Here is a 25,539-nt window from a genome sequence, read left to right as displayed (position 1 = left end):
CGTGCCGGAAGCAATCTCCAGACCAGATTGTTTCGTTGACAACGATCTTAAAGTGACAGGGCAAACCCCTAAGCCACCCGATCGTGGCCTATTCGAGCTCGCCGCTGGGCTCGAAGCCGGTGGTGCTGTCGAACAGCTTCTGCACGATGGTCTGCAGCACCTGGCGCTCGTCGGCCGTGAGCTGCGAGAACAGGCGCTGCGCCGTGTCGTGCGCCAGCGGCACCATGTCGCGGTACAGCGCCAGGCCTTCTTCCTCGAGCGACACGATGACCTTGCGGCGGTCGTCGGCCGAGGGGTGCATGTTGGCCAGCCCCAGGTCCACCAGCCGATGCTGCGCACGGCTCACGCGGGCCTTGTCCATGCTCGTCTTCTGTGCGATCTCGAGCGCCGACAGTGCACCGTACTTGCCCAGCACCACGACGATGCGCCACTCCGGAATCTGCAGCGAGAAGCGGCTGGCAATCGACTGGCCCACCGTCTGGCTCACGCGGTTGGCGACCACCGAAAGCTGGAAGGGCAGGAAGGTCTCGAGGTCGAAGGCCGGGGCGCTCGCGGCGCTGCTGCGTGCCTTGGGCAGGGGCTTGGCGCTGGGCCGGGAAGGGGTACGTGAACGGGGCACGGTGAGGTCGTGGCGTGGAGGCGTCGTGAAAGAAGATCGGCGCGGACAGTATAGGAAGGCCCTTGCGCATCACGCACGAGGCTGCGCGAGGTTTGCCAGTTTTCGATAACGCGGCAAGGGGCTCGCTCCCTATCGTGCAGGGCATGGACTACCCCGAACTCGCACTGCACATCGCCGGCCAATGGCGCACGCAGACCGCCGGCGGCCGCCGCGCGGTCGTCAACCCCGCCACCGAAGCCACCCTCGCGCAGCTGCCGCTGGCCGGCCGCGACGAACTCGCCGAAGCAGCCGCGTCCGCGCGTCGCGGCTTCGTGCAGTGGCGCGGCAAGAGCGCGCTCGAGCGCTGCAACATCCTGCGCACCGCCGCGCAGAACATCCGCGAACAAGCGAAGACCATCGCGCAGGTGCTTACGCTCGAACAGGGCAAGCCGCTGGCCGAGTCGCTGCGCGAGGTCACGCTGTCGGCGGACATCATCGACTTCCAGGCCGAGGAGGCCAAGCGCCTGTACGGGCGCCTCGTGCCGCCGCGCGTCGAGGGCATCCTCTCGCAGTTGGTTGTGCGCCAGCCCGTGGGGCCGGTGGCGGCCTTCACGCCGTGGAACTTTCCGGCCAACCTGCCGGCGCGCAAGCTCGCGAGCGCACTGGCCGCGGGCTGCAGCGTGGTCATCAAGCCGGCGGAAGAAACGCCGGGCACCTGCATGCTGCTGGTGCGCGCCTTTCTCGACGCGGGCGTGCCGCCCGATGCACTGAACATGGTGTGCGGCGACCCCGCCGAGGTGTCGTCCTTCCTCATCGACCATCCGGCGATCGCCAAGGTGTCGTTCACCGGTTCGGTGGCCGTGGGCAAGCTGCTGGGCGAGCAGGCGGCGCGGCATGTGAAGCGCTTCACCGGCGAACTCGGCGGCCACGCGCCGGTGATCGTTTGCGACGACGCCGACTTTCCGTTCGCGCTCAAGCAGTCGCTGGCCGCCAAGTTCCGCAACGCGGGCCAGGTGTGCGCGTCGCCGATCCGCTTCTACGTGCCGCGCGCCCGCTTCGGCGAATGGAGCGAGGCCTTCGTGCAGGCCGCGCGCGCACTGCGCCTGGGCGACGGCACCGACCCCGCCACGCAGATGGGCCCGCTCGCGCACGCGCGCCGCATCGAGGACATGCAGCGCTTCGTCGACGACGCCGTGGCGCGCGGTGCGCAGCTGCTGTGCGGCGGCCACCGCGTGCAGCGCCCCGGCTTCTTCTTCGAGCCCACCGTGATCGCCAACGCACCCGCCGACAGCCGCGTGATGCGCCAGGAGCCCTTCGGCCCCATCGCCGTGCTGCAGCCCTACGACACGCTGGACGAAGCCATCGCGCAGGCCAACGCCTTGCCCTACGGCCTGGGCGCCTACGCCTTCACGCGCGACCTGCACACCGCGCACCGCCTGGGCGACGCGCTCGAGGCCGGCATGGTCGGCATCAACCACTTCGGCGTCTCGCAGCCCGAGATGCCCTTCGGCGGCTGGAAGGAAAGCGGCATCGGCCAGGAGATGGGCGCCGAGGGCCTGCTGCACTACACCGAGGTCAAGACCCTCACCGTCGGCGTGCCGTCCTGAGCACGCGCATCGAACACTTCCGGAGACCTGCATGACAACGAAAGAAGCCGCCGCCGTGGCGGCGCTCAAGCAAGACAACGCCCAGTACCTGTGGCATCCCATGGCGCATCCGCAGGCCATGCTCAAGACGAAGCCCGACATCATTGCGCGCGGCCAGGGCTGCTGGATCTGGGACGTCGACGGCCACAAGATGCTCGACGGCGTCGGCGGCCTCTGGGCCGCGAACCTGGGCCACAGCAACCAACCGGTGCGCGACGCCATCGTGGCGCAGCTGGACGAGCTGCCCTTCTACAACGTGTTCCGCGGCACCACGCACCCGCGCGCCATCGAGCTGTCGGCGCGCCTGGTCAAGACCATGGAACCCGACGGCGTGGCCGCCGTGTTCTTCAGCAACGGCGGCTCCGACGCGGTCGAGGGCGCGCTCAAGCTCGCGCGCCAGTACTGGAAGCTCAAGGGCCAGGCCGACCGCTTCAAGTTCATCGCGCTGCGCCAGGGCTACCACGGCGTGCACTTCGGCGGCATGAGCGTGAACGGCAACCTGAACTTCCGCCGCGCTTACGAGCCGCTGCTGCCGGGCTGCTTCCATGTCGACACGCCGTGGCTCTACCGCAACCCCTACACGCAGGACCCGGAAGAACTCGGCGAGATCTGCGCCATGCAGCTGGAGCGCGAGATCCAGTTCCAGGGCCCCGACACCGTGGCCGCCTTCATCGCCGAGCCGATCCAGGGCGCGGGCGGCGTGATCGTGCCGCCGCCCAACTACTGGCCGCGCGTGCGCGAGATCTGCGACAAGTACGGCGTGCTGCTCATCGCCGACGAGGTCGTCACCGGCTTCGGCCGCGGCGGCGCCATGTTCGGCACGCGGCTGTGGAACGTGAAGGCCGACCTGTGGTGCCTGGCCAAGGGCATCTCGTCGGGCTACGTGCCGCTGGGCGCCACCGCCATCGGCAACAAGGTGGCCGAGGTCTTCCTCAACGACCCCACGGGCCAGGCCGCGGTGGGCCACGGCTACACCTACAGCGCGCACCCGGTGGCGGCAGCCGCCGCGCTCGCCACGCTGGACCAGATCGAGGCGCTCGACGTGCCCGGCAACGCCGCGCGCGTGGGCGCGCATTTCCAGGCGCGCGTGCGGCCCTTCGTCGACAAGTTCAGCTTCGTCGGCGACGTGCGCGGCATGGGCCTCATGCTGGGCATCGAGATGGTGGCCGACAAGGCCACGCGCACCACGCTGCCGCGCGGCAACCCGATCGCCGCCAAGGTGGCGCAGGCGGCCTACCAGCGCGGGCTGATGGTGCGCATCTCGGGCCCGAACCTCATCCTCTCGCCGCCGCTGGTCATCACGCGCGAGGAGGTGGACTTCATGGTCGATGCGCTCGAAGGTGCGTTCGCCGACGTGGAAGCGACGCTGTGAGTGCATCGCCCACGATCCTGCTGATCGGCACCGCCGACACCAAGAGCGCCGAGCTGCTGTTCATGCGCGAATGCATCGAGGCCGGCGGTGGCCGTGTCGTCGTGATGGACGTGGGCGTGCTCGACGGCGCGCCCTTCACGCCCGACATTCCCAACACCGAGGTGGCCGCCGCCGCCGGCAAGACCGTGGCCGAGGTGGCGGCCAGCGGCGACGAGAACAGCGCCATGACGCTGATGGCGCGCGGCGCCGCGAAGCTCGCCGCGCGCTGGCAGGCCGAGGGCCGCATCGACGGCCTGCTCGCACTGGGCGGCACCATGGGCACCGACCTCGCGCTCGACGTGGCGCAGGCGCTGCCGCTGGGCGTGCCGAAGGTGCTGGTGTCGACCATCGCCTACTCGCACCTGCTGCCGCCCGAGCGCATTCCGCCCGACCTCATCATGGTGCTGTGGGCCGGCGGGCTCTACGGCCTCAACAGCCTGTGTCGCTCGGCATTGAGCCAGGCCGCCGGCGCGGTGCTCGGCGCCTGCCGCCAGGCCTGCGTGCCGGCCTTCGAGAAGCCGCTGGTGGGCATGACCTCGCTGGGCTCCAGCGCGCTCACCTACATGAAGACGCTCAAGCCCGCGCTTGAGGCGCGCGGCTACGAGGTCGCCGTGTTCCACACCACCGGCATGGGCGGTCGCGCCTTCGAGGCGCTGGCCGCCGAGGGCCGCTTCTGCGCGGTGATGGACTTTAGCCTGCAGGAGCTGGCCAACCAGCTCGGCGGCTCGTGCGTGACGGCCGGCCCCGACCGCCTGCTCGGCGCCGGCCGCGCGGGCACGCCGCAGATCGTCGCGCCCGGCGCCATCGACATGCTCGACTACCCGGCCTGGCAGTCCACGCCCGAAGGCCTGGAAGGCCGGCCCACGCACATCCACAACCGGCTGCTGGCCTCGGCACTGAGCGCGCCCGCGTTCCGACGTGGCGTGGCCGCCGAGATCGCACGCCGTCTCGCGCGCGCCGAAGGTGCCACCTGCCTGCTGATGCCGCTGCAGGGCATCGAAGGCTGGGACCGCCCGGGCGAGCCGTTGCACGACCCCGAAGGCCTCGCGGCCTTCACCGAAGCGCTGCGCGGCAGCGTCGATCCGGCGCGGCTCGTCGAGATCGATGCGCACATCAACGACGGCGCCTTCTGCGATGCCGCATTGCGCGTGTTCGACGCCTGGGTGGCCGACGGCACCGTGCCCGCAGGGAGCCGCGCATGAGCCCCGTCGCACAAGCCCTCGTGCTCGACTTCGGCGGCGTCATCAGCCGCACGCTGTTCGAGACCCACGCCCTGACCGAAGAGGCGCTGTCGCTGCCGCGCGGCACGCTCACCTGGCGCGGCCCCTTCGACCTCGCGAGCGATCCGCTGTGGCGCGACATGCAGGCCGACAAGCTCTCGGAGCGCGACTACTGGATGGCGCGCACGCGCGAGGTCGGCGCGCTGGTCGGCGAACGCTGGGACCGCATGGAGACCTTCGTGCAGCGCGCGCGCGGCGCCGACCCCGAGGCCGCCATCCGCCCCGAGGCGCTCGCGGCCATCGAGGCGGCGCGGCGCGCCGGCTGCCGGCTCGCCATCCTGTCGAACGAGCTCGACCTGTTCTACGGCGCGGGATTTCGCCAGCGCCTGCCCTTCATGAGCGCCTTCGACGTGGTGGTCGATGCCACGCACACCGGCATCCTCAAGCCCGATGCGCGCGCCTACCAGCAGTGCCTGGACCAGCTCGGCCTGCCCGCCGATGCCTGCGTGTTCGTCGACGACCAGCTGCGCAACATCGCCGGCGCGCAGCGCGTGGGCCTGCGCACGGTGCACTTCGACGTGATGCATCCGGGCGCGAGCTATGCGCAGGCGCTCTCGATGCTGGGCGTTTCTGCTTCTTCTCCCCTTTGACCGAGTTTGCGATGACCCCGACCTTCGAACCCACCGTGCCGCGCGAGCGCGTGCAGGCCCTGATGCAGGCCGAACAGGCGCGCTACGCGCGCACCCACGCGCGCAGCGGCGAACGCTTTGCGCAGGGCCAGCAGGCCTGGCTCTACGGCGCGCCCTCGCACTGGATGCGCCGCTGGATCGGCGGCTGGCCGCTGTACGTGCAGGACGCGCAGCTGCCCTACGGCGCGCGCTTCGTCGACGTGGACGGCAACGGCTACGCCGACTTCTGCCTCGGCGACACCGGCGGCATGTGCGGCCACGGCCACCCGGCGGTGGTCGAGGCGCTGACACGGCAGGCGCGCGTGGGCAGCTCGCTGATGCTGCCCACCGACGATGCGGCCTGGGTCGGCGAAGAGCTGTCGCGCCGCTTCGGCCTGCCGTACTGGAACCTCACGACCTCGGCCTCGGACGCCAACCGCGCCTGCATCCGCCTGGCGCGCATGGTCACGGGCCGCCCGCGCGTGCTGGTGTTTTCGGGCTGCTACCACGGCTCGGTGGAAGAGGCGCATGTGGAGCTGCGCGACGGCGCCGTCGCGATGCGCAACGACATCCACCCCAACGGCTTTCCGCACGACCAGCTGTCGGCCGTGGTCGAGTTCAACGACGTGCCCGCGCTGGAGCGCGCGTTGCGCGCCGGCGACGTGGCCTGCGTGCTGGCCGAGCCGGCCATGACCAACTACGGAATGATCGCGCCCGCGCCCGGCTTTCACGACGCGCTGCGCCGCCTCACGCGCGAGACCGGCACGCTGCTGGTCATCGACGAGACGCACACCATCTCGAGCGGCCCCGGCGGCTACACGCGCCAGCACGGGCTCGACCCCGACATGTTCGTGATCGGCAAGGCCATCGCCGGCGGCATTCCCGCCGCCGCCTTCGGCCTCAGCGCCGAGACCGCCGAGCGGGTCTGGCAGGTGCTGCCCAAGCTGCACCCGACCAAGCGCCAGTCGGCGCACGCCGGCTTCGGCGGCACGCTGGCGGGCAACGCGCTCACCGTGGCCGTGATGCGCGCGGTGCTCTCGCAGGTGCTCACGCCCGAGGCCTTCGATCGCATGCTGGTGCTCGCGCAGCGCCTGGCCGAAGGCGTCAACGCCAGCATCGCCGCGGCGGGATTGCCCTGGCATGCGACGCAGGTCGGTGCGCGCGTGGAGACGCTCTTTTGCGCCGACGCGCCGCGCAACGCGAGCGACGTGCGCCGCACGCGCGACGGCGAGCTCGAAGCGCTGCTGCACCTGTACATGATGAACCGCGGCGTGCTCATCACGCCCTTCCACAACATGATGCTGTGCTGCCCCGGCACCACCGAGCGCGATGTGGACGAGCACAACGCGGCCTTCGCCGAGTTCGTGCGGGAGTGCAAGGGATGAGCACGCCCGACCTCTTCGGCCTGCAGGGCAAGGTCGCGCTGGTCACCGGCGGCGGGCGCGGCATCGGCGCGGCCATCGCGCAGGTGTTCGCCGAAGCCGGTGCCTCGGTGCTCATCGCCAACCGCACCGGCAGTGCGGGCGAGGCCGTGGCGGCGGAACTGCGTGCGCGCGGCTTCGCGGCGCAGGCGATGGCCTGCGACATCGGCCGGCGCGACGAGGCCGAGCGCGCGGTGGCCGAGGCGGTGCGCGCGTTCGGCGCGCTCGACATCGTGGTCCACAACGCGGCCGTCAACCCCTGGGCCGCCATCGACGCGATGACCGACGCGCAGTTGGAGCACACGCTGGCCGTCAACCTCAAGGCCTGCTTCTGGCTCACGCAGGCCGCTGTGCCGCACCTGCGCGCGCGCGGCGGCGGGCGATTGCTCGTCACCTCGTCGGTGACCGGCCCGCGCGTGGCCATGCCGGGCAGCGCGCACTACGCGGCCAGCAAGGCCGGCGTGAACGGCTTCATCCGCACGGCGGCGCTGGAGTACGCGCGCGAGGGCATCACCGTGAACGGCGTGGAGCCGGGCTACATCGCCAAGCAGGGCGGTTCGCTGCTGTCCGACCCCGCGAAGGCCGCGCGCATCGCGCGCCACATCCCGGCCGGCGAACTGGGGCGGCCTGAAGACATCGCCTACGCGATGCGCTTCCTGGCGAGCCCGGCGGCGCGCTACATCACGGGGCAGACGATCGTGGTCGATGGCGGTTCGACGCTGCCTGAAAGCCCGTTCTTCGCGGAGCAACCAACATGAGCGCGCGCCTGCATGGCAAGGCCTGCCTCGTGGTCGGCGCCGCCACCGGCATCGGTGCCGCCGTGGCCGCGCGCTTCGCGGCCGAGGGCGCACGCGTCGCGGTGGCCGGCTGGCCGCGTCCGCAGCCAGTGGGCGAGGGCCCGGCCTTCGACTGCGACGTGACCGACGACGTGGCCGTGCGCGCCACCGTGGCCGCGGTGCAGACCGTGTTCGGGCGCATCGACGTGCTCGTGAACTGCGCCGGTATCGTGCGCAACGACGACGCGGCCGACATCGATGACGGCGACTGGCACCGCCTGCACGAGGTCAACCTCGGCGGCACCATGCGCTGCCAGCGCGCGGTGCTGCCCGGCATGGTGGCGCAGGGCGGCGGCGCCATCGTCAACATCGCCTCGGTCGCGGCCTTCAACGCCGGCGCCGGCATGGCCAGCTATGCGTCCAGCAAGGCCGGCGTGGTCGCGCTCACGCGCTCGGCCGCGCAGGCCTACGGCCCGCAGGGCGTGCGCGTGAACGCGCTGTGCCCCGGCTGGGTCGACACGCCCATGAGCCGCCAGGAGATGCGCGACCTGGCCGCCGAACGCGGCATCGACGAAGACGCCGCGCGCGCGCAAACGGTGGCGCGCATCGCGCTCGGCCGCATGGCCTCGCCCGAGGAGATGGCCGCCGTGTGCCTGTTCCTGGCCAGCGACGAAGCCTCGTTCGTGACCGGCGCGGCGCTGGTGGCCGACGGCGGGGCACGGGTGCCCGCCGCCGCGCGCGCCGTGTAAGCGCCGAGAGACGCAACGCCCCGGCGGGCGTATGCTTGCGCGCCGCAGAGGGTTTTCAAAGATGCTTCCCATCGTCGTTGCGCTCATGGCGACCGTCATCCTGCTGGTCTGGATGGGGTTCTTCATGATGGGCTCGCTGCCCTTGCTCGTGCTCTCGCACGACACCCCGCTGGATTCGCGCTTCATCCGCGGCCTGTTCAACGTGTACTACGTGGCCGTGGTGTTCACCGCGAGCGCGGCGGCGCTCAGCTATGCGTGGTGCGGCAAGCCTTTCTTCGCGGTCGGCATGGCCCTCATCGCCGGCCTGGCGTTCGCGCTGCGCCGCTGGCTCATCATTCCGCGCATGGACCTGCTGCGCCACACGATCCCGGCGACGGTCACGTCGATCGTGCAGTTCCGCAAGCTCCACATCGCGGGCATGGTGCTCAACGTGATGCAGCTGGGCACGGTGGCCTGGGCGCTCACGCAACTGGGGCTGTGAGCGGCGCCGGCCTCTCTGTCTCTAACGCAGGAACCGCCCTTCCTTCGTCACCCGCACCATCTCGATGAAGCGCGAGCCCGTGTTGCTCGCACCGGTGAAGTCGATCTCCATGTTGCCGATACGCAGCTTCATCGCCTTCAGCGTGGCGTGCAGCTTCGCGCGCGTGAGGTCGCGGCCGGTGCGGCGCAGGGCCTCGATCATCACGAGCGCGTTCACATAGCCTTCGTAGCTCAGGTAGCCGATGTCGACCTTGGCGCGCTCGGCCAGCTGGCGGAACTCGCGCGCGGTGGCGTCGACCTCGCTCCAGGGGTAGGGCACGATCTGCGAGATGGCCAGGCCGCTGGTCTTGTCGCCCACGAGCTTGGCCGTGACGTCGCCCGGCACGATCGACATGCCGTAGAACATCTGGCGACCGCCGGCGGCCCAGGCGCTCTTCATCACCTCGCCGCCGATGCCGCCGCCCAGGTACATGAGCACGGCCTGCGCCTGGCTGTCGGCCAGCGCCTTGCCCGAGGCCTCGTTGGCCGTGCCGTCGCCCTTCACGGGCACCGCGGCCACGGGCTTGAGCTTGAGCGTGTCGAGCGCCGACTCGACCAGCCGCGCCACTTCGGCACCGCCGGGGTTGTCCAGGTAGGCCACGGCGATGCGCGAGACGCCGATGGTGCTCAGGTGCTGCACCAGCGCCTGCGCCTCGCGCGCGAAGGTGGCGCGCACGAAGTAGCCTGCGCCCGCGACCTTCTCGCGCGCCGAGTCCGACACCGCATAGCCGCCCACCATCGGCGCGCCGCTCTGGCCCAGCACCTTGGCCGCGGCGGCCGTGGTGCCCGAGCCCACGCAGCCGAAGAAGGCGAAGGCGCGGTGCTCGGCGAGCAGCTTCTCGTAGTTGGCGACGGCCTTTTCGGGCTTGAGCTCGTCGTCGAGCGAGACCAGCCTGAGCTTGCGGCCCGCGAGCCCGCCCTGCGCATTGACCGCGTCGAAGGCCAGCCCGGCGCCGGCCATCACGACCTTGATCGGCACGCCCAGCGGCCCGCTCAGGATGCCGGTGTGGCCCAGGACGATCTCGCCGTCGCTGACGCCGTTCTCGGCGGCCAGGACGGTGGAAGGCAAGGAAAGGAGGGGGCCGAGTCCGGCCGTCGCCGCGGCCGAGGCGGCGAGAAAACGTCTGCGATGCATGGAACCGATTCCGCTTCTAGATACAACTGATAACAATTGAAAGCGAAAGCGAGTCCCCGCGCCGCCGGGGTTTACCCCCTGTGTTGCGCCGTGTCCTCGCCGGGCGGCTCGCGCAGCTGCCAGGCCGCGCAGACGGCCAGCGCGCACAGGCCGGCCAGCATCAGGAACACCTCGTCGAAGGCGGCCAGCCGCGCGGGCGTGCTCACCGGGTTGGCGAGCGAGTCGCCGTGCGCGGCCAGGCGCCATTCGAGAATGATGGCGCACAGGCTCACGCCCACCGCGCCGCCGAGCATGCGCACGAAGCTGATCGCGCTCGCGCCCTGCGGGATGAGCGGCTTGGCCAGCGGGCGCATCGACCCGAGGTTGAGCGAGGGCAGGATGAAGCCCAGCCCGATGCGCCCGACGATGGCGAACACCACCAGCAGCCACAGCGGGCTGTCCAGCCGCAGCACGGCCATGAGCGCGAACGACACCGCCAGCAGCGCCAGGCCGATGCTCACCAGCAGCCAGGTCGGTTGCTTGTCGGCCAGCCGGCCCACGCCCGCGATGGTGAAGGCCAGCACGATGCCGGCCGGCAGCAGGGTGGTGCCCACGTGCGAGGCCGACAGGTGCAGCCCCACCTGCATGTACACCGGCAGCAGGTAGGTCGAGCCGAACAGCGCGGTGCCGTAGATGAAGGCGACCAGGCTGCCCATGGCGAACTGGCGGTAGCGAAAGAGCGCGAGGTTCATGAGCGGCGCGCCGCCCGAGGCCATGAGCCGGCGCTGCCACCACACGAAGGCGGCGAAGGCGACGAGCGCGCCGGCCAGCAGCAGCGCAGCCTGCAGCGGCGAATCGCCGCGCAACTCGACCAGCCCGTTCAGCAGGCACAGCGTGCCCACGGTGCCCAGCGCCAGGCCGCGCGCATCGAGCCCGCTGCCGCGCGTCGCGGCCACGCCGCCGGGCGCGGTCTTGGGCACGAACCTGTAGGCCAGCCAGATCGAGGCCAGGCAGAAGGGCACCACCATGAAGAAGATCGAGCGCCAGCCGAACAGGTCGACCAGCACGCCGCCGATGCTCGGCCCGATGGCCGGCGCCAGCACCACGCCCATGCCGAAGATGCCGCTGGCGCGCCCCTGCTCGTGCGGCTCGAAGGCGCGCAGGATGATGATGGCCGGAATAGGCTGCACCACGCCCGCCGCCAGCCCCTCGGCCACGCGCGCCAGCAGCACCAGCGGGTAGTGGTTGGCCACGCCGCCCACGACGCCGCCGGCCAGCAGCAGGAGCATGGTGCCGACGTAGGTGCGCCGGTAGCCGTAGCGCGACAGCAGCCAGGGCGTGGTGAGCATCGACACCGTCATGGCCACCATGAAGCCCGAGCTGACCCACTGCGCGCGCTCCTGGCCCAGCGCGAAGTGGTGGCTCATGTCGGGGATCGCCACGTTGACGATGGTCGAGGACATGATGGACGCCATCGTCCCCACCATGACCGACAGCAGCAGGTACCAGCGGTAGCGCTCGCCGTAGCGGGCGCGCAGGGCGCCCATGGAGGGCGGCGTGTCAGGGGTTTGTGGGGAGGTCATGGGGCGGCGCAGGGACGGTCGCGGGTCCGTCGTCCTACAAGCATATCGGTGTTTGCGGCGTCGACCGCGCGCGGGCCGGTCGCACAATGCGGCGGCTGTCCCCTGTGCGTCAAGTCTCCAAAGAACAAGCCATGCATCCATCGCCCCCCGACTCCGTCCACGACCCGGCCGTGCCCGATGCCGCTCCCACGCTCGCGGCCGAACTCGCCGCGCCCACCGTCAGCCGCGCCTACCGCTGCCAGTGCGGGCGCCCCGTGTTCCTGCGCAACAGCGAGTGCCTGGCCTGCCACACGCCGCTGGGCTACGTGATCGACCGGCTCGGCGTGGTGCCGCTGGCGCCGGCCGAAGGCGAGGGCGCGCTGCCCGACACCTTCACCGTCTTCGGCGACCCGCACGGCGCCACCTACCGCCGCTGCGCCAACCTCATGACGCCGGCCGCCTGCAACTGGATGGTGGCGCAGCCGCGCGAGGGCGAGACGATTCCCGCCGACACGCAGGGCCTGGCGCCCGGCTACTGCCTGGCTTGCAGCGTCACGCGCACCATCCCCGACCTGTCGGTGGAGGCCAACGGCGAACTCTGGCGCAAGCTCGAGATGCCCAAGCGCCGCCTGATCTCGCAGTTGCTCGCGCTCGGCCTGCCGGTGGTGAGCCGCCATGCCGATCCGGTGCACGGACTGGCCTTCGATTTCCTCAGCAACATGCCGGGCGCCCCGCACGTGATGACGGGCCACGAGCACGGCCTGATCACGCTCAACGCGGAGGAGGCCGAAGACGCCGTGCGCGAGCGCATCCGCGCCGAGATGCACGAGCCCTACCGCACGCTGCTGGGGCACTTTCGCCACGAGATCGGCCACTACTACTGGGACCTGCTGGTGCTGCCCACGCGCTGGATCGACGACTTCCGCGTGCTCTTCGGCGACGAGCGCGCCGACTACGGCGCCGCGCTGCAGCAGCACTACGAACAGGGCCCGCCGCCCGACTGGGCGCAGCGCTTCGTCAGCAGCTACGCGAGCATGCACCCGTGGGAAGACTGGGCCGAGACCTGGGCCCACTACCTGCACATGGCGGACACCGCCGACACGGCGATGAGCTTCGGCATCGACGCGAGCAACGTGGAGCTGCAGAACGATTTGTTCACCGCCGCCGACCTGTGGCAGCCCGAGCATCCCGATGCCGCGAAATTCCTCGACTTCATCAACGGCTGGGTGCTGCTGACCAGCATGCTCAACGAGCTGTCGCGCAGCATGGGCCAGCCCGACTACTACCCCTTCGTGCTGCCGCGCGCGGCGGTGGGCAAGCTGCAGTTCATCCACGGCGTGGTCACCGCGCAGCGCAGCGGCACGGCGCCGACGATGGTGACGGCAGGGGATGTGGCGGAGGCTGCCGAGCCTGCACAGGGGCAGTCGCAGTCCCAATCCCAGTCGCAGGGCGACGTCGCTCAGTCCTGAGGCTGCGGCAGGCCCGCGGCGCAGCGCGCGCAGATGCAGGCCTGGCCGCGCAACGCCGGCGGCAGCGTGTCGAGCGGGGCCAGCGAAAAATCGGCGGCCATGCACCAGCAGGGCGGCTGCGCCTGCCCGGTCTCGCGCTCGACCTCCATCGCGCAGCGGTTCGCCTCGCCGCACAGCGGACAGCGCGCGGTGTCGATGACCACCGTCATGCGAGCGTGAAAGCCGGCAGCTTCTTCGGCACCGCCACGTTGCGCAGCGTCGCGTACACCGGCAGGCCGTCGCGGTAGGCGGGGTAGTCCTCGCCCGCGATCAGCGGCAGCAGGTAGCGGCGGCACTTCTCGGTGATGCCGTAGCCGTCGTCCGAAATGAAATCGCGCGGCATCGGCTTCTCGACATTGGCCACCGCTTCGAGCGGCGCCGCACCCAGCGTGTAGGCATAGGGCACCTCGCTCGTGCGCTCGATGGTCGGCATCACCGCGTTGCGGCCTTCGAGCGCCAGCTCGACCGCGCGCTGGCCCAGCTCGTAGGCCTGCTTCACGTCGGTGGCCGAGGCGATGTGGCGCGCCGCCCGCTGCAGGTAGTCGGCCACGGCCCAGTGGAACTTGTGGCCCAGCGCCTCCTTCACCATCTGCGCGACCACTGGCGCCGCACCGCCCAGCTGCGCATGGCCGAAGGCATCGCGCGCGCCCTGCTCGGCCAGGAAGGTGCCGTCGGGATGGTGGCAGCCCTCGGACACCACCACCGAGCAGTAGCCGTGCTGCTGCACCATGGCGTCGACGCGCGCCAGGAAGCGGGCCGCATCGAACTCGATCTCGGGGAACAGCACCACCACCGGAATGCCATGGTCGGCCACCAGCCCGCCGGCCGCGGCGATCCAGCCCGCGTGGCGGCCCATCACCTCGAGCACGAACACCTTGGTGGAGGTGGCGGCCATCGAGCGCACGTCGAACGAGGCTTCGAGCGTGGACACCGCCACGTACTTCGCCACCGAGCCGAAGCCCGGGCAGCAGTCGGTCAGCGGCAGGTCGTTGTCGATGGTCTTGGGCACGTGAATGGCTTGCAGCGGGTAGCCCATCGATTGCGACAGCTGGCTCACCTTGAAGCAGGTGTCGGCCGAGTCGCCGCCGCCGTTGTAGAAGAAGTAGCCGATGCCGTGCGCCTTGAACACCTCGATCAGGCGCTCGTACTCGCGGCGGTTTTTTTCGAGCGACTTGAGCTTGTAGCGGCACGAGCCGAACGCGCCCGAGGGCGTGCTGCGCAGCGCCGCAATCGCCTCGGCCGGCTCGGCACTGGTGTCGATCAGGTCCTCGGTGAGCGCGCCGAGGATGCCGTTGCGTCCGGCATAGAGCGTGCCGATGCGGTCCGGGTGCTGGCGCGCCGTCTCGATCACGCCGCAGGCGGAGGCGTTGATGACCGAGGTGACGCCGCCCGACTGGGCGTAGAAGGCGTTGAGGAGGGGCATGCGCGGCATTCTCCCGCAGCCCTTTCCATGGCGCCAGTGGTGCCAAATGCGGGGCGCTTCAGCGCCCGCCGAGGCCCATCGCGCGCGTGATCACCTCTTTCATGATCTCGTTGGTGCCGCCGTAGATGCGCTGCACGCGCGCGTCGGCGTACGCGCGGGTGATCGGGTACTCCCACATGAAGCCGTAGCCGCCGTGCAGCTGCACGCACTCGTCCATCACCTTGCACTGCAGGTCGCTGGTCCAGTACTTGGCCATGCTCGCGGTGGCGGTGTCGAGCTTCTCGGCCATCAGCAGCTCGATGCACTTGTCGACGAACACCTGCGCCACCTGCACCTCGGTCTGCAGTTCGGCCAGCGTGTAGCGCGTGTTCTGGTAGTTGCCCACGGGCTGGCCGAACACCTTGCGCTCCTTCACGTAGGCCACGGTGTGGTCGATGGCGGCCTGCGATGCGGCCACCGCGCTGATCGCGATCTGCAGCCGCTCCCAGGGCAGCTGCTCCATCAGGCAGACGAAGCCGCGGTTGAGCTCGCCCAGCAGCGCCTCGGCGGGCAGGCGCACGTCGTTGAAGAACAGCTCGGACGTGTCCTGCGCCTTCAGGCCCAGCTTCTTCAGGCGCTTGCCCTTCTCGAAGCCCGGCATGCCGCGCTCGACGAGGAACAGGCTCGTGCCCTTCGCGCCGGCGGCCGGGTCGGTCTTGGCGACCACGATCACCAGGTCGGCATGCCAGCCGTTGGTGATGAAGGTCTTGCTGCCGTTGAGCAGGTAGCTGCCGTCGGCCTGGCGGATGGCGCTGGTCTTCACGGCCTGCAGGTCGCTGCCCGCGCCGGGTTCGCTCATGGCGATGGCGCCGACCATCTCGCCGCTGGCGAGCTTCGGCAGGTAGTGCTGCTTCTGCGCCTCGGTGCCGTAGCGCAGGATGTACGGTGCCACGATCTCGTTGTGCAGGCCGAAGCCGATGCCCGTGAAGCCGCGCGCCCACAGCTCCTCGAACTGGATCACCGAATAGAGCAGGTCGGCGCCCGCGCCGCCGTAAGTGTCGGGCAGCGCCATGCACAGGAAGCCGTTCTCGCCGGCCTTGGACCAGACGGCGCGGTCCACGTAGCCCTGCTCTTCCCACGCGTCGTGGAAGGGCGCGATCTCCTTGTCCATGAAGCGACGGAAGCTGTCGCGGAAGGCCTCGTGGTCGGCGGTGAAGAGGGTGCGTTCGATGGTCATGGGGACGTCAGCGGGTTTCGAAAACAGGGGGGCGCTTCTGCAGGAAGGCGCTCACGCCTTCACGGAAGCTGGGGCGGTCGATGAGCGCGCGCTGGCGCTCGCTCTCGTAGTGCAGTTGTTCCTTCAGCGTGTGGTGCTCCGAGGCGTCGAAGGCCTCGCGGGCTTCGAGCACCGCATGCGCCGGCAGGCGCGCCAGGCGCTGCGCGATGGCGCGGGCCTCGTCCATCAGTTGCTCGTCGTCGGCGCAGGCCCAGATCAGGCCCCACTGCACGGCGCGCCCGGCGCTCAGGCGCTCGTCCAGCAGCACCATGCCCATGGCGCGCGCACGGCCGGCGCGGCGCGGGATGGCCCAGGTGCAGCCCAGGTCGGGCACGATGCCGAGCTTGGGCAGGAAGGGCAGGTAGAAGTAGGCGCTGCGCGCGGCGATGGTCACGTCGGCTGCGAGCGCCAGGCCCACGCCCGCACCGGCCGCCGGGCCGTTGACCGCGGCCACCACCGGCACCGGCAGCGTGCGCAGCGTCTCGATGAGCGGGTTGCTGAGCTTCTGCATCCACTCGGCGGTCTGGTCGCCGAGCGTCTGGCCGGGCTCGCCGGGCGGTGCCATCGCGCTCAGGTCGGCACCCACGCAGAAGGCCTTGCCGGCGCCCGTGAGGATCACGGCGCGCACCGTGTGGTCGTCGCGGATGCGCTCGAGCGCGTCGCGCAGTTCGACCTGCAGGTCTTTCGCGATCGGGTTCAGCTTGTGCGGCAGGTTCAGCGTGAGCGTGGCGATGCCGTCGGCCTGCTCGCACAGGATGCAGGGTTGGGGTGTGGGTTGCGGCGCGGTCATGCGAGCGCTGCGCCGAAAGTGGTGGTCATGGGCGTGTCCCTTTCAAGGCAAAGAAGGAAAACGGACGCCCAAAGCAAAAAGCCGCCTGTCGTCACGGCGGCGCGCGGTGCTGCTCCCTGCGGGGGCGGTCCATGGCATCGAGGTTCGATGCCACGGCGCCCGCGGTCAAGCCGGGGACAACCCGTGCAGCGCCAGTCGCCAAGGCGACCGCACGCGAGCCTGTGCGCGCGAGGCCGGGTTCGGCAGCGCGGCGGGCTGCGCGTCCGACACCGAGATGCACGACGACTCCAGCGCCGACACCAGCACGCGCCGGTGCTCGGTGCTCTCGAAGCGCTCGCCCGGCCCGAGCACGATGTCGCGCGGGTCGCGGTCGAGCGTGATCCACACCGCGCCGCTGCGGCACTCGATGCCCACGCCCGCGCCGTCGGGCACGGCGAAGACGGCGCGGCTGGGCAGGCTCACGTGGAAGCGCGAGCTCGACGAGGAGAAAAAGGTGGAAGGGGACCGGTCGGTGGTGCTCATGGGAACCTCCATTGCATTCGTGATACGAATGAATATAGTGAGCCGAACCCTCTCTTACACGCGGTCATTCGGAACTCGTTGCATGCCTCCAGAGAATGCGAAAACCCCTGCCGGCGAGCTCCCGCCGCTCGAGCTGCTGCGCAGCTTCGAGGCCGCCGCGCGCCGGCTCAGCTTCACGCTGGCGGCGGGCGAGCTGCACCTCACGCAGTCGGCCGTGAGCCGGCAGATCCAGCAGCTCGAAGCCAGCCTGGGCGTGCTGCTGTTCGAGCGCCGCCACCGCGCGCTCGTGCTCACCGAGGCCGGCGGCGTGCTGCAGCGCGCCGTCACCGACAGCCTGGAGCGCCTGCGCGACGCCACCGCGCGCGTGCGCGCCAGCGCCGCGCCGCGGCAGGTGTCGATCACCACCACGCCGGGCTTCGCGTCGCTGTGGCTCATTCCGAAACTGGCGCGCTTCACCGGCACGCATCCGCAGGTCGACGTGCGCGTGTCGGCCACGCTCGACGTGCTCGACCTGGACGTGAGCCGGCTCGACCTCGCTGTGCGCTTCGTGCCCATCGGCCGCGGCGTGGGCCCGGCGCTGTTCGAGGAGTCGGTGATCCCGCTGTGCGCGCCGCAGGTGGCCGCGTCGCTGCGCGAGCTGTCCGATTTTTCCAAGCTCACGCTGCTGACCATCGAATACCCGGACCACAGCGAAGCCCCGACCACCGACTGGGAGCCGTGGCTCAAGGTGATGGGGCTGGAAGACCTGCGCATGAAGAGCACGCTGCGCTTCTCGCAGTACGCCGATGCGGTGGCCGCCGCGGTGGCGGGGCAGGGCGTGGTGATCGGGCGCCTGCCGCTGCTGCGCGAACTGGTGCGCGACGGCCGGCTCGTGGCGCCGCTCGGCGAGGGCGCGGCATCGCACCGCGGCTACTTCATCGAGACGTCGCGACGCGCCGCGGGCAACCGCGACGCGCAGGACTTCGCGCAATGGCTGCGCGACGAGGCGGAGGCCGCGCAGCGGGCCTGACTCAACCGGGCAGCAGCACCTTGTTGACGACGTGGATCACGCCGTTCGACTGGTAGACATTGGCGATCGTCACCGCCGCGGTGCCGCCCTTGGCGTCGGTCACCCACACCGTGCCGCCGCTCATCGTCGCCGTGAGCGTGCCGCCGCTGGCGGTCTTGAGCAGCGCCTTGCCGCCGCCCGCGTTGATCGCGCTCATCAGCGCCGCGCTGTCCATGCGACCGGGCACCACGTGGTAGGTCAGCACCTTGGTGAGGGTGGCCTTGTTCTCGGGCTTGAGCAGCGTGTCGACCGTGCCGGCCGGCAGCGCCGCGAACGAGGCGTTGGTGGGCGCGAACACCGTGAACGGGCCCGGGCTCTTGAGCGTGGCCACGAGGTCGGCCGCCTTCACCGCGGCGACCAGCGTCGTGTGGTCCTTCGAATTCACCGCGTTGTCGACGATGTCCTTCGTCGGGTACATCGGCGCGCCGCCGACCATGGGGGTGGCGGCACTGCTGCTGGCGTTGCTCATGCCACTGCCGGCGCACGCGCCGAGCAGGACCGACACGCCGAGGGCGATCACGAGTTTTTTCATGGATGTCTCCTGGAAGGAAAGGCTCTGTGGAAACCGCCAACAGCTCGGAGGCGCGATGCGCTTGAGATGCCATACGGCGCGATGTGCGAAGCGGATTCAACGCGCGCGTTCGTGTCAGCTTTGCGCCACAGCGCTGCGTGCCCCGCTTGCGCGCGGCGCGAGCCCTCGCCAGAATCCGCCCTTCCTTTTTCAGCGACAGTTTTTTCCGACACCACGCACGGCGACGATCAACCTCCCGGGCGAGAACACCATTCAATGAACCGTTCACTGAACACCTGACGCACACCGACCGCCCCGGCCGGATGTGCTCCTTCGCATCCGCCGCGGCCGAATCGACAAGGGCCCCGCGCGCAACTGCATTCGCCGGGGCCTTTTTGTTTCTTTCGGAGTGTGTGCACATGAGTGCTCAACGAAAGGCCCGCGACGACGACAAGCGTCTGGGCCGGTTCTACTTTGCGGTGCCCGCGTCGGCACCGCGCAATCCCGTGGTGGCCGCGATGGCGCGCCGCGAATCCAGCCAGGGCGCGGGCCGCCACCTGCGCACCCACCGCGCCGAGCGGCGCGCGCAGAAGGTGGCGCTGCAGAAGGCCGCGCGCGATTTCGGGCGGAGGGCCGACGATGCGTGACGACATGGACAAGGTGATCGTCGAGCGTCCGCGCGGCGGCTGGCGCGTGCAGGGCGATGGCCGCCCGTGGCGCAACAGCCCCGAGCGCGGTTCGCACCTGGGCATGAAGCGCGGCCTGCAGCATCCGAAGTGGCTGAGCGAAAACCTCCAGCCGCTCAAGCGCTGGCTGCACAAGCAGGTGCACCGGCCGTGGGACAAGGTGTACGCCGAGCTGTGCGCGGGCATCGACCGCCGCAGCACGGTGCAGGCGCACATCTTCCTGCACGTCGACGACTTCGTGGCGCGCGACGCGGTGCTGTGCGACGGCGAGGTGCGGGTGCGGCCCTACCGCTGGGGGGACCGGCCCGGTGTGCCGCTGCACGAAGCGCCGGGTGTCGAGCTGTTCGTGCATCCGCTCACTGGCATCCTGCTGCCGAACCGGCGCCTGCGCGAGGCGCGCGCGGCGCGCCGTGTGGACCGGGCCGCGCGGCGCGGCGACACGCCGCATGCGGTCTATCACGTGATCGACGAGACCACGCAGTGGCACTGCGTCGACGGCTGCTGGTTCGAGGTCGTGCTCGCGAAGTTTCCCGAGCGCGCAGGCGCGGCGCAAACGGAGCCCAAGTGCTACGACGTGTTGCGCCGCTGCATGGTCACGCGCTGCGGTGCGGCGCGACGTTCAGCGCCGGGCCTGCCCACGCACTTCGACATGTACGGGCGTCATGACGTGTATGCCGTCGCCAAGCGCCAGCTGAGCCGGCGCGAGGTGCGGGCGCGGTTGGGGGATGCGGCGTGAGCACCGCAGCACGGCTGTTCGCGCGATGATCGGGCGGACTGACATCACCTGCCCCTGAAGGAGCGCGCCATGACCCTCGCTGCATCATCGAACTGGTTCGTCTGGGCGATCCTGTCGGCCGTCTTCGCCGCGATGACGGCCATCCTCGCCAAGCTGGGCCTGGCCGGCGTCGATGCCGACATGGCGACGCTGGTGCGCACCGTGGTGATCCTCGTCGTGCTCGCGGCCTTCGTGAAGGCCACGGGCAAGTGGAGCAACCCCTTCGAACTGTCGCCGCGCACCTGGGCCTTTCTGGTGCTGTCGGGGCTGGCGACCGGCGCGTCGTGGGTCTGCTACTTCCGCGCGCTCAAGATGGGCAATGCCTCGCAGGTCGCGCCGGTCGACAAGCTCAGCGTGGTGCTCGTGGTGCTCTTCGCCGTGATGTTCCTCGGCGAGCGCCCGTCCGTGCGCGAGTGGGGCGGCGTGGCGATGATCGCGGGCGGGGTGTTGATGCTGGCGATCAAGCGCTAGGCGGCGCCGTCGGGCGCACCAACGCCTTGGCCCTCGGCAACACCCAGAACGCCAACGTCCCCGCCGCCAGCATCCCGCTCACCGTAAGGAACACCGCGCGAAACGGCTCGCTGCCCTGGGCCACGGCCCAGGAGGCGGCGACGCCGGTGGTCCATTGCATCAGCGAGACGCCGAGGAACATCGCCATGTTGAGCAGCGCCATCGCGCGGCCCGTCACGGCCGCCGGGTAGGCGTTCTTGGTGTACGCGTACAGCAGCACGCTGTAGCCCGACAGCATGCCGTAGACGATCGGCAGGCCGATGTCGATGGCGCGCGATTGCGTGAGGGCCATGGCCGCGAACATCGCCGCGCCGGCGAAGGCGCAGCGCATCATCCAGCGCGTGCGGCGCGCACCGCCGGGGTCGAGGCGGCCGAACAGCATGGGGCTGGCCATGCCGGCGACGGTCATCACCAGCGCCACGTTGCCACTGGCCACGAGCGAGAGGCCGTGGCGGTCGTGCAGCACGGGGCCCAGCCACAGGCCGCGCAGCGTGATGAAGGCGGCATACGACACGCAGGCGAAGCACAGAAGCCCGAGCGTGTGCGGCATGGCGAACAGCGGCAGCAGGTCGCGCACGGCCTGGCGCAGCGACTGGCGCTCGGGTGCGGGGTCGTCCGATGCGATCGTCGTGCGCGCGGGCTCGTGCACGCGCCAGAAGATGACGATCCACGAGAGCACGGCGAAGGCGGTCAGCGCGGCATAGCCGGCGCGCCACGAGGCGGCTTCGATCAGCAGCGCCAGCGGCGTGCCGGTGAACAGGATGCCCATGCCCGCGAGGCTCATCACCAGCCCCGACATGGCGGTGAAGCGCGCGGCGTCGAAGTGCCGCGCGATGAACACGGTGCAGGCCAGGAAGGCCGGCGCGCAGCCCACGCCGATCAGCGCCTGCCCCAGCAACAGCGCGCCGAAGCCTGGCGCCACGGTGCACAGCGCAGCACCCGCGATGGCGAGCGGAAAGGCGGTGAGCACGGTGCGGCGCACGCCGAAGTGGTCGATCGACACGCCCATCGCGAGCTGCATGATGCCGAAGGTGAAATGGAAGGTGCCGGCCCAGGTGCCCAGTGCCTGCGGCGTGAGGCCGAAGTGCTGCGTGAGCGGCGTGGCCATCATGGCGCCGACGGTGCGAAAGGCCTGGCTCAGCGCGAAGGCGGTGGCCAGTGCGACCAGCATGGCCGCGGCCGAGGTCGACCCGCGGGTCGGGGGCGGCGAAGCCGTGTGCTTGTTCATCGGGAGAAACGGAGACCGGAGAGAGAAGAGGGGGCGGCGTCGATGCTACCGGCATGTCGCGCCCCATGCAGAACGGCGCCCGAGGGCGCCGTTCGTTGCGTGTCTCCGAGGCGTCAGCGCCGGCGGTGGCCGGCACTGCGCATGGCGCGCGTCAGGCCGCGGCCTTGACCTTCAGGCGCCAGGCGTGCAGCAGCGGCTCGGTGTAGCCGCTGGGCTGCTCGATGCCCTTGAACACGAGGTCTTGCGCGGCCTTGTAGGCGGGGGAGGTGTCGAAGTGGCCGGCCATCGGCTGGTACAGCGCGTCGCCGGCGTTCTGCTCGTCGACCACCTTGGCCATGCGCTGGAAGGCCTCGTCGACCTGCGCCTTCGTGACCACGCCGTGCAGCAGCCAGTTGGCGATGTGCTGGCTCGAGATGCGCAGCGTGGCGCGGTCTTCCATGAGGCCGACGTTGTGGATGTCGGGCACCTTCGAGCAGCCCACGCCCTGGTCGACCCAGCGCACCACGTAGCCCAGGATGCCTTGCACGTTGTTGTCGATTTCCTGTTGCTTCTCGGCGTCGGTCCACTTCGCTTCGGCAGCGATCGGCACTTGCAGCAGCGCGTTCAGGATGTTCTCGCGCTCGCCGTCGGCGTCGATCTTCTCCAGCTCTTGCTGCACTGCGGTCACGCTGACCTGGTGGTAGTGCAGCGCGTGCAGCGTGGCGGCGGTGGGCGAGGGCACCCAGGCGGTGTTGGCGCCGGCCTTGGGGTGGGCGATCTTCTGCTCGAGCATGGCGGCCATCAGGTCGGGCATGGCCCACATGCCCTTGCCGATCTGCGCCTTGCCGCGCAGGCCGCAGTTCAGGCCGACGAGCACGTTGTTCTTTTCGTAGGCGCCGATCCAGGCGCTGGACTTCATGTCGCCCTTGCGGATCATCGGGCCGCCCTGCATGGCGGTGTGCATCTCGTCGCCGGTGCGATCGAGGAAGCCGGTGTTGATGAAGGCCACGCGCGCGGCGGCTTCGGCGATGCAGGCCTGCAGGTTCACGCTGGTGCGGCGCTCCTCGTCCATGATGCCGAGCTTGACAGTGTTGGCGGGCAGGCCGAGCAGCTGCTCGACGCGGCCGAACAGCTCGCTGGCAAAGGCAACTTCGGCCGGGCCGTGCATCTTGGGCTTGACGATGTAGATGCTGCCGGTGCGCGAGTTGCCCTTGCGCTTGACGTCGATCATCGCGATGGTGGTGGTGACCACGGCATCCAGGATGCCCTCGGGGATTTCCTTGCCGCCTTCGTACAGGATGGCCGGGTTGGTCATCAGGTGGCCCACGTTGCGCAGGAACATGAGCGAGCGGCCGTGCAGCTTCAGCGGCTGGCCGTTGGCGCCGGTGTACTCGCGGTCGGCGTTCAGGCCGCGCGTGAAGGTCTTGCCACCCTTGGCGACTTCTTCGGTCAGCGTGCCCTGCACGATGCCCAGCCAGTTCGCGTACGCGACGACCTTGTCGGCCGCGTCGACCACGGCGACCGAGTCTTCCAGGTCGAGGATGGTCGAGAGCGCGGCTTCGAGCACCAGGTCGCTCACGCCGGCCGCATCGCTCTTGCCGATGGCGGTGCTGCGGTCGATGCGGATGTCCAGGTGGATGCCGTTGTGCTTGAGCAGCACCGACGAGGGCGCGGCGGCGTCGCCCTGGTAGCCGATGAACTGCGACGCATCGGCCAGGCCGGTGGTGCTGCCCTGCAGCGCGACGACCAGCTGGCCGTCCTTCACGCTGTAGCCGGTGGCGTTCTTGTGCGAACCGTTGGCCAGCGGGGCGGCCTGGTCGAGCACGTTGCGCGCGAACTCGATGACCTTGGCGCCGCGCACGGGGTTGTAGCCCTTGCCCTTTTCGGCGCCGCCGGTTTCGGGAATGGCGTCGGTGCCGTACAGCGCGTCGTACAGCGAACCCCAGCGCGCGTTGGCGGCGTTCAGTGCATAGCGTGCGTTGAGGATGGGCACCACCAGCTGCGGGCCGGCCTGCAGCGCGAGTTCGGAGTCGACGTTGGCCGTGGTGGCCTTCACGCCCTTGGGCTGCGGCAGCAGGTAGCCGATCTTTTCCAGGAAGGCGCGGTAGGCCGGCATGTCGGCGATCGGGCCGGGGTTCTTCTTGTGCCAGGCGTCGAGTTCGCTCTGCAGGCGGTCGCGCTCGGCGAGCAGGGCGATGTTCTTGGGCGCCAGGTCATGGACGATGGCGTCGAAGCCTTTCCAGAACACGTCGCTGGCCACGCCGCTGGCGGGCAGGACCTTCTCTTCGACGAAGCGGTGCAGTTCGGTCGCGACCTGGAGTCGGTGGGCGGTGGTGCGGTCGGTCATGTGTTTCTCCTTGGGGAACGCAATGCAAAAAACAGGAAATCGGGGGGCGGCGCAGCAGTGGGGCGCACTTGCCCCAGGTGAAGCCATGGGAGAACTGTATTCGATACTTTGCGGGCCAGTAAGAGCCGAAAGTGAGATTTATCTGTGACAAAAATGAATGTAATCGACCCAGGCCCCAGCCTCGCTTCAAAGGGTAGGCCCTGAGGCCGGCCCGGTGGCAGCTGTATATATTTAACTTCTTAAATAATCAGCTCCCGCCGCAATGATCCTCCTGGCTTCCAACGAAAACCCGCTCGGCATGCCCGAGTCGGCCCGCCGCGCCGCCGCCGCCGCCCTCGAAGGTGCGGGCAACTACCCCGACAGCAACGGCACCGCGCTCAAGCAGGCGCTGGCCGCGCGGCTCGACGTGCCGCCCGAGTGGCTCACGCTGGGCAGCGGGTCGAGCGAAATCCTCGAGCTCGCGGCGCAGGTCAGCCTCAAGCCGGGCGAGAACGTCGTCTATTCGCAGTACGGCTTCATCGTCTATGCGGCGGCCACGGCGCACGCCCATGCGCGCGCCACCGTCGTGCCCTCGCGCGACTTCGGCCACGACCTCGACGCGATGCGCGCCGCCATCGGCGACGACACCAAGCTGGTCTTCGTGGCCAATCCGAACAACCCGACCGGCACCTTCATCGATGCTGCGCCGCTGCGCGAGTTTCTGCAATCGGTGCCCGCGCACGTGACGGTGCTGCTCGACGAGGCCTACACCGAGTACCTGGCGCCCGCGCAGCGCTATGACAGCGTCGAATGGGTGCGCCGTCTGCCCAACCTGATCGTGGCGCGCACCTTCTCCAAGGCCTTCGGCCTGGCGGGGCTGCGCATCGGCTACGGCGTGTCGCAGCCGGCGCTCACGGCGCGCATGAACGCGCACCGCCCGCGCTTCAACGTGACGACGCCGGCCCAGGCCGCGGCCGTGGCGGCGCTGGGCGACGCCGACTTCCTGGCGCGCACCTACGAACTCAACACCGCCGGGCGCGAACAGCTCGCCGCGGGCTTCGCCGCGCTGGGCCTGCCGCAGGTGCCATCGTCGGGCAACTTCGTGATGGTGCAGGTCGGCGATGCGCCGGCCGTGCACGCGCGCCTGCTGGCCGCCGGCATCGAGGTCTCGCTGCTCGGCCCCTACGGGCTGCCGCAATGGCTGCGCGTGAGCGTCGGCCTGCCGGCGCAGAACGAGGCGCTGCTGGCCGCGCTGCGCTGACGACCCCACGCACACCGAAGAACAACCACCCCG

Annotated in this window: 24 protein-coding genes and 1 pseudogene; 14 read left to right on the top strand and 11 right to left on the bottom strand. The window is 70.2% G+C overall.

Features of this window, described 5'->3' with window-relative positions; genetic code table 11:
• Positions 1 to 88: 88 nt before the first annotated feature.
• On the bottom strand, positions 89 to 619 hold the full coding sequence (locus AC3WQM_RS29260) for a MarR family winged helix-turn-helix transcriptional regulator (protein WP_070063702.1): 531 nt from the start codon (positions 617 to 619) through the stop codon (positions 89 to 91).
• 143 nt (positions 620 to 762) lie between these two features.
• Between AC3WQM_RS29260 and AC3WQM_RS29255 the strand changes: the two genes are divergently transcribed.
• The 8 genes from AC3WQM_RS29255 to AC3WQM_RS29220 all read left to right on the top strand — a co-directional run bounded on the left by AC3WQM_RS29255 (position 763) and on the right by AC3WQM_RS29220 (position 8,970).
• Entirely contained in the window at positions 763 to 2,205 is a 1,443-nt protein-coding gene (locus AC3WQM_RS29255) for an NAD-dependent succinate-semialdehyde dehydrogenase (protein ID WP_492683473.1), read from the top strand.
• Positions 2,206 to 2,236: 31 nt separating this feature from the next.
• Positions 2,237 to 3,616, top strand: a complete 1,380-nt coding sequence (locus AC3WQM_RS29250; protein WP_492683472.1) for an aminotransferase class III-fold pyridoxal phosphate-dependent enzyme — start codon at positions 2,237 to 2,239, stop codon at positions 3,614 to 3,616.
• On the top strand, positions 3,613 to 4,857 hold the full coding sequence (locus tag AC3WQM_RS29245) for a Tm-1-like ATP-binding domain-containing protein (protein WP_492683471.1): 1,245 nt from the start codon (positions 3,613 to 3,615) through the stop codon (positions 4,855 to 4,857). The genes AC3WQM_RS29250 and AC3WQM_RS29245 overlap by 4 nt, the downstream gene beginning before the upstream one ends.
• Positions 4,854 to 5,525, top strand: a complete 672-nt coding sequence (locus tag AC3WQM_RS29240; RefSeq protein ID WP_492683470.1) for an HAD-IA family hydrolase — start codon at positions 4,854 to 4,856, stop codon at positions 5,523 to 5,525. The genes AC3WQM_RS29245 and AC3WQM_RS29240 overlap by 4 nt, the downstream gene beginning before the upstream one ends.
• Before the next feature lie 11 nt (positions 5,526 to 5,536).
• Entirely contained in the window at positions 5,537 to 6,928 is a 1,392-nt protein-coding gene (locus AC3WQM_RS29235) for a transaminase (protein WP_492683469.1), read from the top strand.
• Positions 6,925 to 7,722 (top strand): SDR family oxidoreductase, encoded by a 798-nt coding sequence (locus AC3WQM_RS29230; RefSeq protein ID WP_492683468.1) that lies wholly within the window; start codon positions 6,925 to 6,927, stop codon positions 7,720 to 7,722. The genes AC3WQM_RS29235 and AC3WQM_RS29230 overlap by 4 nt, the downstream gene beginning before the upstream one ends.
• Positions 7,719 to 8,489, top strand: coding sequence for an SDR family NAD(P)-dependent oxidoreductase (locus tag AC3WQM_RS29225; protein WP_492683467.1), 771 nt, complete (start codon positions 7,719 to 7,721; stop codon positions 8,487 to 8,489). The genes AC3WQM_RS29230 and AC3WQM_RS29225 overlap by 4 nt, the downstream gene beginning before the upstream one ends.
• Positions 8,490 to 8,550: 61 nt before the next feature.
• A complete protein-coding gene (locus AC3WQM_RS29220) occupies positions 8,551 to 8,970 on the top strand; it encodes a hypothetical protein (protein WP_492683466.1) in 420 nt (139 codons plus the stop codon).
• Positions 8,971 to 8,991: 21 nt separating this feature from the next.
• Here the strand turns inward: AC3WQM_RS29220 and AC3WQM_RS29215 are convergent, their stop codons facing one another.
• Together AC3WQM_RS29215 and AC3WQM_RS29210 are read right to left on the bottom strand one after the other, a co-directional pair.
• Positions 8,992 to 10,077: an ABC transporter substrate-binding protein gene (locus tag AC3WQM_RS29215; RefSeq protein WP_492683465.1), complete on the bottom strand. Its 1,086-nt coding sequence runs from the start codon at positions 10,075 to 10,077 to the stop codon at positions 8,992 to 8,994.
• 137 nt (positions 10,078 to 10,214) lie between these two features.
• Positions 10,215 to 11,705: a DHA2 family efflux MFS transporter permease subunit gene (locus AC3WQM_RS29210; protein WP_492683464.1), complete on the bottom strand. Its 1,491-nt coding sequence runs from the start codon at positions 11,703 to 11,705 to the stop codon at positions 10,215 to 10,217.
• A gap of 131 nt (positions 11,706 to 11,836) precedes the next feature.
• Here AC3WQM_RS29210 and AC3WQM_RS29205 point away from each other — a divergent pair, with 131 nt between their 5' ends.
• On the top strand, positions 11,837 to 13,153 hold the full coding sequence (locus AC3WQM_RS29205; protein WP_492683463.1) for a zinc-binding metallopeptidase family protein: 1,317 nt from the start codon (positions 11,837 to 11,839) through the stop codon (positions 13,151 to 13,153).
• Here AC3WQM_RS29205 and AC3WQM_RS29200 read toward each other — a convergent pair.
• The 5 genes from AC3WQM_RS29200 to AC3WQM_RS29180 form a co-directional block, all read right to left on the bottom strand.
• Complete coding sequence (locus tag AC3WQM_RS29200) at positions 13,144 to 13,362, bottom strand: cysteine-rich CWC family protein (protein ID WP_492683462.1); 219 nt, start codon at positions 13,360 to 13,362, stop codon at positions 13,144 to 13,146. The genes AC3WQM_RS29205 and AC3WQM_RS29200 overlap by 10 nt on opposite strands.
• Positions 13,359 to 14,615 (bottom strand): 6-phosphofructokinase, encoded by a 1,257-nt coding sequence (locus AC3WQM_RS29195; RefSeq protein ID WP_492683461.1) that lies wholly within the window; start codon positions 14,613 to 14,615, stop codon positions 13,359 to 13,361. Before AC3WQM_RS29195 ends, AC3WQM_RS29200 begins: the two co-directional genes overlap by 4 nt.
• A gap of 58 nt (positions 14,616 to 14,673) precedes the next feature.
• A complete protein-coding gene (locus AC3WQM_RS29190) occupies positions 14,674 to 15,831 on the bottom strand; it encodes an acyl-CoA dehydrogenase family protein (RefSeq protein ID WP_159278758.1) in 1,158 nt (385 codons plus the stop codon).
• Positions 15,832 to 15,838: 7 nt separating this feature from the next.
• Positions 15,839 to 16,660: an enoyl-CoA hydratase-related protein gene (locus tag AC3WQM_RS29185; RefSeq protein ID WP_492683460.1), complete on the bottom strand. Its 822-nt coding sequence runs from the start codon at positions 16,658 to 16,660 to the stop codon at positions 15,839 to 15,841.
• Positions 16,661 to 16,825: 165 nt separating this feature from the next.
• Complete coding sequence (locus AC3WQM_RS29180) at positions 16,826 to 17,182, bottom strand: DUF2917 domain-containing protein (protein WP_062479754.1); 357 nt, start codon at positions 17,180 to 17,182, stop codon at positions 16,826 to 16,828.
• A gap of 82 nt (positions 17,183 to 17,264) precedes the next feature.
• On the opposite strand from AC3WQM_RS29180, the gene AC3WQM_RS29175 reads away from it, so the two are divergent.
• The gene (locus AC3WQM_RS29175) at positions 17,265 to 18,191 is read left to right on the top strand and encodes a LysR substrate-binding domain-containing protein (protein WP_492683459.1); all 927 of its coding nucleotides are present in this window, start codon (positions 17,265 to 17,267) and stop codon (positions 18,189 to 18,191) included.
• 1 nt (position 18,192) lies between these two features.
• Here AC3WQM_RS29175 and AC3WQM_RS29170 read toward each other — a convergent pair whose 3' ends face one another.
• Complete coding sequence (locus tag AC3WQM_RS29170; RefSeq protein WP_070063718.1) at positions 18,193 to 18,762, bottom strand: fasciclin domain-containing protein; 570 nt, start codon at positions 18,760 to 18,762, stop codon at positions 18,193 to 18,195.
• 398 nt (positions 18,763 to 19,160) lie between these two features.
• Here AC3WQM_RS29170 and AC3WQM_RS29165 point away from each other — a divergent pair, with 398 nt between their 5' ends.
• From AC3WQM_RS29165 to AC3WQM_RS29155, 3 genes are all read left to right on the top strand, one after another.
• The gene (locus AC3WQM_RS29165; RefSeq protein ID WP_062479749.1) at positions 19,161 to 19,388 is read left to right on the top strand and encodes a hypothetical protein; all 228 of its coding nucleotides are present in this window, start codon (positions 19,161 to 19,163) and stop codon (positions 19,386 to 19,388) included.
• On the top strand, positions 19,381 to 20,163 hold the full coding sequence (locus AC3WQM_RS29160) for a hypothetical protein (RefSeq protein ID WP_492683458.1): 783 nt from the start codon (positions 19,381 to 19,383) through the stop codon (positions 20,161 to 20,163). The genes AC3WQM_RS29165 and AC3WQM_RS29160 overlap by 8 nt, the downstream gene beginning before the upstream one ends.
• A 69-nt stretch (positions 20,164 to 20,232) precedes the next feature.
• A complete protein-coding gene (locus tag AC3WQM_RS29155; RefSeq protein ID WP_489059982.1) occupies positions 20,233 to 20,673 on the top strand; it encodes an EamA family transporter in 441 nt (146 codons plus the stop codon).
• On the opposite strand, the gene AC3WQM_RS29150 is transcribed toward AC3WQM_RS29155, so the two are convergent.
• Both AC3WQM_RS29150 and AC3WQM_RS29145 read right to left on the bottom strand, forming a co-directional pair.
• Complete coding sequence (locus tag AC3WQM_RS29150; protein ID WP_492683457.1) at positions 20,663 to 21,940, bottom strand: MFS transporter; 1,278 nt, start codon at positions 21,938 to 21,940, stop codon at positions 20,663 to 20,665. The two genes, AC3WQM_RS29155 and AC3WQM_RS29150, sit on opposite strands and share 11 nt — an antisense overlap.
• A gap of 151 nt (positions 21,941 to 22,091) precedes the next feature.
• Entirely contained in the window at positions 22,092 to 24,266 is a 2,175-nt protein-coding gene (locus AC3WQM_RS29145; protein WP_492683456.1) for a malate synthase G, read from the bottom strand.
• A gap of 256 nt (positions 24,267 to 24,522) precedes the next feature.
• Here AC3WQM_RS29145 and hisC point away from each other — a divergent pair.
• A pseudogene (gene hisC / locus AC3WQM_RS29140) lies at positions 24,523 to 25,506 on the top strand (histidinol-phosphate transaminase); the annotation flags it as partial.
• Positions 25,507 to 25,539 lie beyond the last annotated feature (33 nt).

The organism is Variovorax sp. FW301-JW7 (genome assembly GCF_058788795.1).
The sequence above is the reverse complement of the archived record's forward strand: the minus strand, read 5'-3'. Positions and strand labels throughout refer to the sequence as shown.